Annotated in this window: 8 protein-coding genes; 1 reads left to right on the forward strand and 7 read right to left on the reverse strand. The window is 69.1% G+C overall.

What is annotated here, in order from left to right; genetic code table 11:
- Nucleotides 1-169, forward strand: a 169-nt coding sequence (locus DBR34_RS06135) for a M13-type metalloendopeptidase (RefSeq protein ID WP_146186776.1), incomplete at its 5' end; no start/stop codon positions are given.
- Nucleotides 170-284: 115 nt separating this feature from the next.
- Here the strand turns inward: DBR34_RS06135 and DBR34_RS06140 are convergent.
- From DBR34_RS06140 to DBR34_RS06170, 7 genes are all read right to left on the reverse strand, one after another.
- A complete protein-coding gene (locus DBR34_RS06140; RefSeq protein WP_128096123.1) occupies nucleotides 285-1,946 on the reverse strand; it encodes an SDR family oxidoreductase in 1,662 nt (553 codons plus the stop codon).
- Nucleotides 1,947-2,043: 97 nt separating this feature from the next.
- Complete coding sequence (locus DBR34_RS06145; protein ID WP_038687159.1) at nucleotides 2,044-2,715, reverse strand: rhomboid family intramembrane serine protease; 672 nt, start codon at nucleotides 2,713-2,715, stop codon at nucleotides 2,044-2,046.
- Between the two features lie 97 nt (nucleotides 2,716-2,812).
- Nucleotides 2,813-3,181: an MGMT family protein gene (locus tag DBR34_RS06150; RefSeq protein WP_258223706.1), complete on the reverse strand. Its 369-nt coding sequence runs from the start codon at nucleotides 3,179-3,181 to the stop codon at nucleotides 2,813-2,815.
- Nucleotides 3,178-4,098 carry a DMT family transporter gene (locus DBR34_RS06155; protein ID WP_128096124.1) on the reverse strand — a complete coding sequence of 307 codons (921 nt, stop codon included), beginning with the start codon at nucleotides 4,096-4,098 and terminating at the stop codon, nucleotides 3,178-3,180. The genes DBR34_RS06150 and DBR34_RS06155 overlap by 4 nt, the downstream gene beginning before the upstream one ends.
- A 115-nt stretch (nucleotides 4,099-4,213) precedes the next feature.
- Nucleotides 4,214-5,569: a glutathione-disulfide reductase gene (gorA, locus tag DBR34_RS06160; RefSeq protein ID WP_128096125.1), complete on the reverse strand. Its 1,356-nt coding sequence runs from the start codon at nucleotides 5,567-5,569 to the stop codon at nucleotides 4,214-4,216.
- Between the two features lie 120 nt (nucleotides 5,570-5,689).
- On the reverse strand, nucleotides 5,690-6,943 hold the full coding sequence (locus tag DBR34_RS06165; RefSeq protein WP_128096126.1) for a DUF418 domain-containing protein: 1,254 nt from the start codon (nucleotides 6,941-6,943) through the stop codon (nucleotides 5,690-5,692).
- 98 nt (nucleotides 6,944-7,041) lie between these two features.
- A complete protein-coding gene (locus DBR34_RS06170) occupies nucleotides 7,042-7,521 on the reverse strand; it encodes a peptidylprolyl isomerase (protein WP_128096127.1) in 480 nt (159 codons plus the stop codon).
- Between the last annotated feature and the right edge of the window lie 167 nt (nucleotides 7,522-7,688).

A 7,688-nucleotide genomic window follows, 5' to 3' on the forward strand; every position in this document is an offset into this window, starting at 1 on the left:
GTCGCCGAACGAAGCCGCCCAGCGGCTCACCGCCGACGTGCTGGCCCCGGGCCGCTGGCGCACCAACGGTGCCCTGTCCAACCTGCCGGCGTTCGGTGCGACCTTCAGCTGCAAGCCGGGCCAGCCGATGCAGCGCGTGGACAACGACCAGATCAAGGTCTGGCGCTGAGTCCAGGCGCAGGCAGGGTAAGGAAAAGGGCGCCTTCGGGCGCCCTTTTTCGTTGCGGACCGACGACCGCCGCCGCCCATGTTGCCCGGCCGCGACAGCCACGCATGGCGTGGCTCTACCGTGGATCCGCCGCCAGGCTGCCGCGGTAGGCCACGATCAACCCGACCCACGGCGCGGCGATCTCCACGTCGAACACGAAACGTCCGTCGCGCTCGGTTTCGAACGTGCGCCCGCCCGGCAGCAGCGCCGTCGGCAGCGGAATACCCAGGCACGACCAGCGCCGCGCCACCAGCCGCAGGCAGTCCCCCTCGACCACCAGGGCCAGCGCCACATCCACGATTCCGAAGCGCTCCACCAGCAGGTGCGTGTTCCTGCCCTGCCCGCGACGTTGCCAGGAGGAGAACCGGCGGCCGCCGAAATCGCGGGTCCAGCGTTCGCCGCCGCGTTCGGGGGTAAACCCCACGCTGACCGGCACCGCGCTGGCCGCCGGTGGAAACCCGATCAGCGCCGCCACCATCCGTGCCAGCAGCCCGCGCCCGCGCCGTACCTCGGCGGTGCCCCGCCAGCGTCGTTCGTCCACCCCGGCATGCAGCGCCTGCACCTGCGCCGGCAGCTGTGCGAAGGCGCTGCCCAGCACCTGCTGGTAGAGGCTGGCGTGCGGGTCCTCGCTGCGGAAGCCGGTGAAGATCGCACGGCCCTCGAACAACCGGTGGTAGTCCGACAACGCCAACGCGTGCGTGGCGGGCCGCGCGCCCTCGGCCGGCCTTTCGCCGGCCAGCAGCTTGCGTACCACCGCCTCGGTCGCCATCGACGGAATGTACGGTCCGTCCTCGCCCTCGGCGAGCAGGTGCCAGCTTTCCTCCACCGCCTGGCCCCCGCGCAGGCCGGTGGCATGCACGTACATGCCGCCGCGATGCTCGCCGAACCTCATCCGGTTGAGCACGGTGTAGAACAGGCGCGACAACGGCACCAGCGATGGCAGCCCGAACGTGGCACGCGCCCTGGCCAGCAGGTTGAGCACCCGGTGCAGCACTTCGGGCACCGGACCGGCGCCGATCCAGATGTCGGTCAAGGTGGGATGCTCGGGCGGAATCACCTGCAGGTCGGGCACGTCCACCAGCGAAAAACGCACGTTGCGCAGCGGCACCTTGCCCGGCACGGCGATGGTGAAGCGCCGGCTTTCGGCCAGCCCCAACCCGTGCGAAGGCACGCCGTTGCGCTGCAGCTTCACCGGTGCACCCGCATACCCGACCACCGCGCGCATCACGTTGAGCCCGATGCCCGCATACGGCGACGGGGCGATGCCGCCCTCCACCGCCACGATATCCATGCGCCCGGCCATCTCGCGCAGCACCGCGGCCGTCAGCACCGGAAAGCTGCTGACCCCGGACAGCACGAATATTCCGGCGGCCCGGGCCTGCGCGTCGAACCGGGCCACGCCGAACACGAAATCGGCCGCATCGGCGAAGTCCAGGTACGGAATGCGTGCGGCAATGCAGGCCTCGATCACGCTGTACGGGTGTTCACCGTAATCCTGGAACGGACCGGAAGCGTCCACCAGCAGGTCCGGCTGTTCGGCGTGCAGCAGCGGCGCGATGTGCTGCCGGTCGGCGCGCAGCGGGCGCAGCACCGGCGCGCCGGTGTAGTCGGCACAGAACGCGGTCGCGGCGGCGAGGTTGCGGCCGCAGATCAGCAGTTCGAGGTCGGGCCGGTCAGCCAGCAGTCGCGCCAGGCGCCCGCCGAAGACGCCATACCCACCCAGGATCAGTAGTTTCATGCGGGAAACGTCCTTGCTTCTGTTCCACCCGTGGCCTGGATACGACGAAGGGCACCGTCGGTGCCCTTCGCGTGATGTACCGCCTACGCGTTCGCCGCTAGCGGACGCTGCGGAGGTGGTTCTTGCGCGGACCGCCACCCGGCGGGCGCTTGTTGAACGGCGGTTGGCCGCGCCAGTACCGGATCAGCAGCCAGCCAAACAGCATCCCGCCCAGGTGCGCGAAGTGGGCCACGCCCGGCTGCCACCCGGTGGCGCCGAGCATCAGCTCCATGGCGCCGAACACGATCACGAAGGTGCGCGCCTTCATCGGAATCGGCGGGAACAGCAGCATCACCCGCTGGTTCGGGAACAGCATGCCGTAGGCCAGCAACAGCCCGAACACACCACCGGAGGCACCGAGCACGGTGGCCGGGTCGGCCATCATCATGCCCACCAGCAGCTGGCACAGACCGGCGCCGACGATGCAGACCAGGTAGTAGGTCAGGAAGCGCTTCTCGCCCCAGGTCTGTTCCAGCGGCGCGCCGAACATGAAGAGCGCCAGCATGTTGAAGAACAGATGGCCAAAGCCGCCATGCAGGAAGCCGTAGGTCAGCAGCTGCCACGGCTGGAAGTTGCCGCCCGGCGAGAACGGATCGAAGCCATCGCGCAGCGGCTGCAGCATGAACGGCTCGAAGGTGCCGTTGCCCAGCAGGAACGGCTGCTGCAGCAGGAACAGCACGATGTTGGCAATCAACAGTGCCTTGGTGACAGTGGGCAGTCGCGGAAACATGAGGGCATCCTTTGGAACCGTGCCCATCATAGCCGCAGCGCCCTGCCGTGGCCGCCTCCTGCGTCGTCGCATTCAACCACCGCTTCCCGTAGCGGGGTCAGCCCGGTCCCCACAGCGCGGCGTCCAGGTCGTCACCGGTGCTGCGCGGCATCTGCTTGACCCGCCCGCGCTCGATCGCCACCCCTTCGGCACGCAGTCGCTGGCTCTGCTCGCGCCACCCGCGCGACCCCTCGGGCATGGCGATGCGACCATCAGAGCGCAGCACCCGGTGCCACGGCAGGTCCGGGTCTTCGTTCATGCCCAGCACGCGCGCGGTGAGCCGCGCCCTGCCCGGCAAGCCGGCCTTGGCCGCCACCTGGCCATAGCCCATCACCTGCCCGCGCGGGATTGCGCGGATCACCGCCAGGATGCGCTCGCGCGCCTGCGTCGCCGCATCGGCGGCCGACACGGCATCGGCCGGTGTCACGCGCGCACGCGGCTGACCAGCAGCACCCCGAGCAGCACCAGGGCGGTTCCCAGGATCTGCCACGGTCCCATGGGTTCGTCGAGCAGCCATAGACTCATCACGATGGTGGATACCGGCCCGAGCATACCCACCTGGGCGGCCAGCGACGAGCCGATCCGCTTCACCGCCAGCATGATCGCCAGCACCGGCAGCACCGTGCACAGGGTGGCGTTGATCAGCGACAGCCAGTACACCGGCGCCGGAGCCTGTCCCAGCGCGGCCAGCGGGTGCAGCACCGCGAAATGCAGCACGCAGAGCACGCAGGCCACGCAGCTGGCGTAGGCGGTAAGGCGGATCGCCCCGATCCGCGCCACCACCTGGCCGCTGCCGAACAGGTACAGCGCGTAGCTCAGGGCACTGGCAAACACCAGCGCACTGCCGAGCAGGATGCGCCCTCCCTCCAGCTGCAGGTCATGGCCGAACGCCAGCAGCACGCCCAGGTAGCTCAGCCCCAGTGCGACCAGCTGCCAGCGCCCGGGCCGCTTTTTCAGCAGCACCAGGCTGATCAACAGCACCAGGGTGGGATTCAGATACAGGATCAGCCGTTCCAGGGTCACGCTGATGTACTGCAGCCCCTGGAAGTCGAGCAGGCTGGACAGGTAGTAACCGGTGAAGCCCAACCACAGCACCCGGCCGCGATCGCCCCAGGACAGTGCCGTGGCCCGCCGCGCCGACCACACCGCCAGCAGTGCGAACAACGGGAAGGCCATCAGCATGCGCAGCGCCAGCAGCGTGGTGGCATCCACGCCATGCCGGTAGGCCAGTTTGACGATCACCGCCTTGCCTGACGCCGCGATGGCGCCCACCGCAGCCAGCGCGATGCCGCCTGCAGCGATACGGGCGGAGGACGTGGGCAGCGCGGAAACGGTAGGCGGCATCGGGACGGCAGACGGCCGCACGGGGCGGCCGGAGGATGGAAGGGAGAACGAATTGTCGCATGGTGCCCGACGGCGCGGACCGGGTCGGGCCAGGCTCCCGGCGTGTCGCGCGGGCCTACCGCATCAGCACGATTTCTTCGGCCGAGGTCGGATGGATCGCCACGGTGTCATCGAACTGGGCCTTGGTCGCGCCCATCTTCACCGCCAGCGCAAAGCCCTGCAGGATCTCGTCGGCGGCTTCGCCGAGCAGGTGCACGCCCACCACGCGCTCCTCTTCGCCCACGCAGACCAGCTTGAACAGGCTGCGCTGGGTGCCGTCGGAGAGCGCTTCCAGCATCGGGCGGAAGTTGCTGCGGTACACGCGCACGTCGCCGTGCTGCTCGCGTGCCTCTTCCTCGCTGAGCCCCACCGCGCCCAGCGCCGGGTGCGAGAACACCACGCTGGCCACGTTGGCGTAATCCATCTTCGCCTGCGGGTTGCCGCCAAACAGGCGGTCCATCAGCTTGCGCGCGGCTGCGATCGCCACCGGCGTCAGCCCGACCTTGCCGGCGATGTCGCCCACCGCGTGCACGCTGGGCACGGCCGTGGTCTGCCACTCGTCGACCTCGACTTCCCCCTTGTCGCCCACCACGATCCCCAGCGCTTCCAGCCCCAGGCCAGCGCTGTTGCCGCGGCGGCCGGTGGCGAAGAACAGCTGGTTGAACACCGCCTCGTGCGGGCCGTCATGGCCGTAGGCGACCACCGCCTCGCCCTCTCGGCGCAGTTCGCGCAGGCGATAGTTGAAATGCACCTGCACGCCTTGGTGACGCAGGTTTTCAGCCAGCTGCGCGGTGAGTTCGGCGTCGAAGCGTTCCAGCAGCCGGGCGCCACGCACCAGCAGCGTGACCTTGCTGCCCAGCGCCTGCAGCAGCCCGGCCAGTTCCACGGCAATGTAGCCGCCGCCGACAATGGCCACCCGCTCGGGCGCATCGCACAGGTTGAAGAAATCGTCCGAGACCGCGCCCAGTTCCGCGCCGGGAATGTCCGGCCGCTGCGGATGGGCGCCGGTGGCAATCAGGATGTGGGTGGCACTGATGCGCACCCCATCGCTGCATTCCACCGTATGCGCATCCACCAGCCGGCCCTTGCGCGGCACCCGCACCACGTTGTTCTCGTTCAGGCGCTTGAGGTAGCTGGCATGGATGTTGGCGATGTAGGCCTGGCGATGCACCACCAGTTCCTTCCAGTCCAGCGCCGGCCGCACCGGCACGTCGAAGCCCATGGCCGCGGCCATGCCGATCTTGGCCGACAGATCGGCCGCCAGCCACATCGCCTTCTTCGGCACGCAGCCCACGTTGACGCAGGTGCCGCCCAGTTCGCCGGGCTCCAGCATCGCCACGCGCTGCCCGTGTTGCGCGGCGCGGAACGCCGCCGCCAGGCCGCCGGAGCCGCCGCCCAGCACGATCAGGTCATAGTCGTAGTGATTGCTCATTGGTAGTGCTCGACTCGGTAAGGTGCGCCACGCGGTGCAACGCTGTTGCCGCCACCGCGCATGCAGGCCATGAGCATGCCATGCCCGGCCGCGATCCAGTCGTGACGACGACGGTCAGTGTCAGGCGGCCGCGCGTCGCAGCGGCGGCCAGTGCAGGTAGGTCATCGCACGCCACGCCCACTCCAGCGGGCCGAAGCGGAAGTAGCGCAGCCACACCGTGCTGGCCAGCACCTGCAGCGCGAACAGCGCCATCGCGAACGGCACCTGGCCGGCGCGTGGCATCTGTTCAAAGGCGCCCAGGCCATACCCGTAGAACACCCACGTGCACACCAGCGACTGCGCGATGTACTGGGTCAGCGCCGTTCGCCCCACCGGTGCCAGCCATGCCAGGCGCGCACGTGCCTGCACGATCCAGGCCAGGTAGCCCAGGCACATCAGCAGCGACGCCACCGAATTCAGCGCGAACGCCGCGCCGCTGGCGGGGGTGAAGGTGCCCGGCGGCAGGTACGGCTGCCAGAGCGCGCTGGCCACCATCATGACCAGCCCAGTGGGCAGTGCCATCCAGCGCAGCCGCCAGAACAGCCGCGCGAACGTGTCCGGCGTGGCCAGCGCGCCGCTGCGGGCGAACCAGCTGCCGATCAGGAACATGCCCAGCACTTCCGGCCCCACCACGATGATCGCGCTGAGCTGGGCGAAGAAGTCACGCAGGCGCTGCGCCACCGCCTGCAGGTAGGTGCCGTGGCCGTACGCCTGGCGCTGCATGTCGATGGTCTGCCCGGCCTGGGCCACGGCGTCAGCCACCTGCGTGCCAGACGTCTCCAGGTGCGCCGACAGGCCCATCAACAGGCCCAGCAGCAGCATCAGCGCGGCCGCGCACAGATACGTCAGCACCCCCATCGCGGGCAGCCAGCGCGTGGGCGCTTCGCGACAGGCCAGCAAAGGCAGCGACACCAGCGCATACACCACCAGGATGTCGCCGGACCAGACCAGCAGCGCATGACACAGGCCGATCAGCAGCAGGGCCGCGCTGCGTCGCAGGTAAAAGGGGGTGAACGCGCGCCGCGCTGCGTCGGCGCGCTGGGCCATGATCGCAAAGCCGGCGCCGAACAACAGCGAGAACAGGGTGAAGAACTTGCCTTGCACCAGCACGTAGATGGCCGCGTCCGCGGCGTAGTCCAGGCCGTGCCAGTGCGGGTCGATGCCGGTGAAGGCCAGGTCCAGCGGACCGCTGAAGGCCTCCAGGTTCATCAACAGGATGCCGAACAGGGCGAAGCCGCGCAGGATGTCCAGCACCGCGATGCGGTCGCCGGCGGCAACCGGCTGCAGAAGGGGGGAAGCAGCGTTCACAGGCACTCCGTCCGGCAAGGCGGTCATTATGCGGCGGCGTGGGCGCCCACGAACGCAGCGTGCGGGGCGCACAACGGCAACGGCCCGCCGAAGCGGGCCGTTGGATCAGGCGGGTTGGCCAGCACTCAGTGCTGGTGGCCACCGTCGCCGTGCACGTGGCCGTGCTCGAGTTCTTCGGCCGCCGCTTCACGCACGTCGACGATCTCGACCGAGAAGTGCAGGTCCTTGCCGGCCATCGGGTGGTTCAGGTCCACGTCGACCACGCTCATGCCGACCTTTTCAACGGTGACCGCGCGCGGGCCGAAGTTGGTCTGCAGCACGACCTGCTGGCCCGGGACCAGCTTGCTGGTGCCGAAATGCTTCTTCGGCACGCGCTGGGTCAGGCCCTCGCGACGTTCGCCGTAGGCATCGGCCGCCTTGACGTCCACCTCGAAGGTGGCGCCGGCTTCCTTGTCCATCATGGCGTTTTCCAGGCCCGGGATGATGTTGCCGTGGCCGATCAGGATCGCCAGCGGATCACGGTCCTTGGAGCTCTCGATCGGCTCCTGGCCCTGTTCGGCAACGGTGTAGTGGAAACGGACGACGCGGTCTTTTTCGATCTTCATGCGCAACTCTGGCTGGTCGCTGCCGATGGCAGACGGGTGGGGCGGGTTGTTCCCCGCCGGATACGCCGCCATCATGACGGCCTTCTGAGGCCGCGCATTATCCGGACAACCTGCACATGACGCCAGTTCCGCGCTCAACAGGGCGGTGAGGGCCAGCAGGGCCAGTC

The organism is Stenotrophomonas sp. HMWF003 (assembly GCF_003061285.1).
Taxonomy (GTDB): Bacteria; Pseudomonadota; Gammaproteobacteria; order Xanthomonadales; family Xanthomonadaceae; genus Stenotrophomonas; species Stenotrophomonas maltophilia_AP.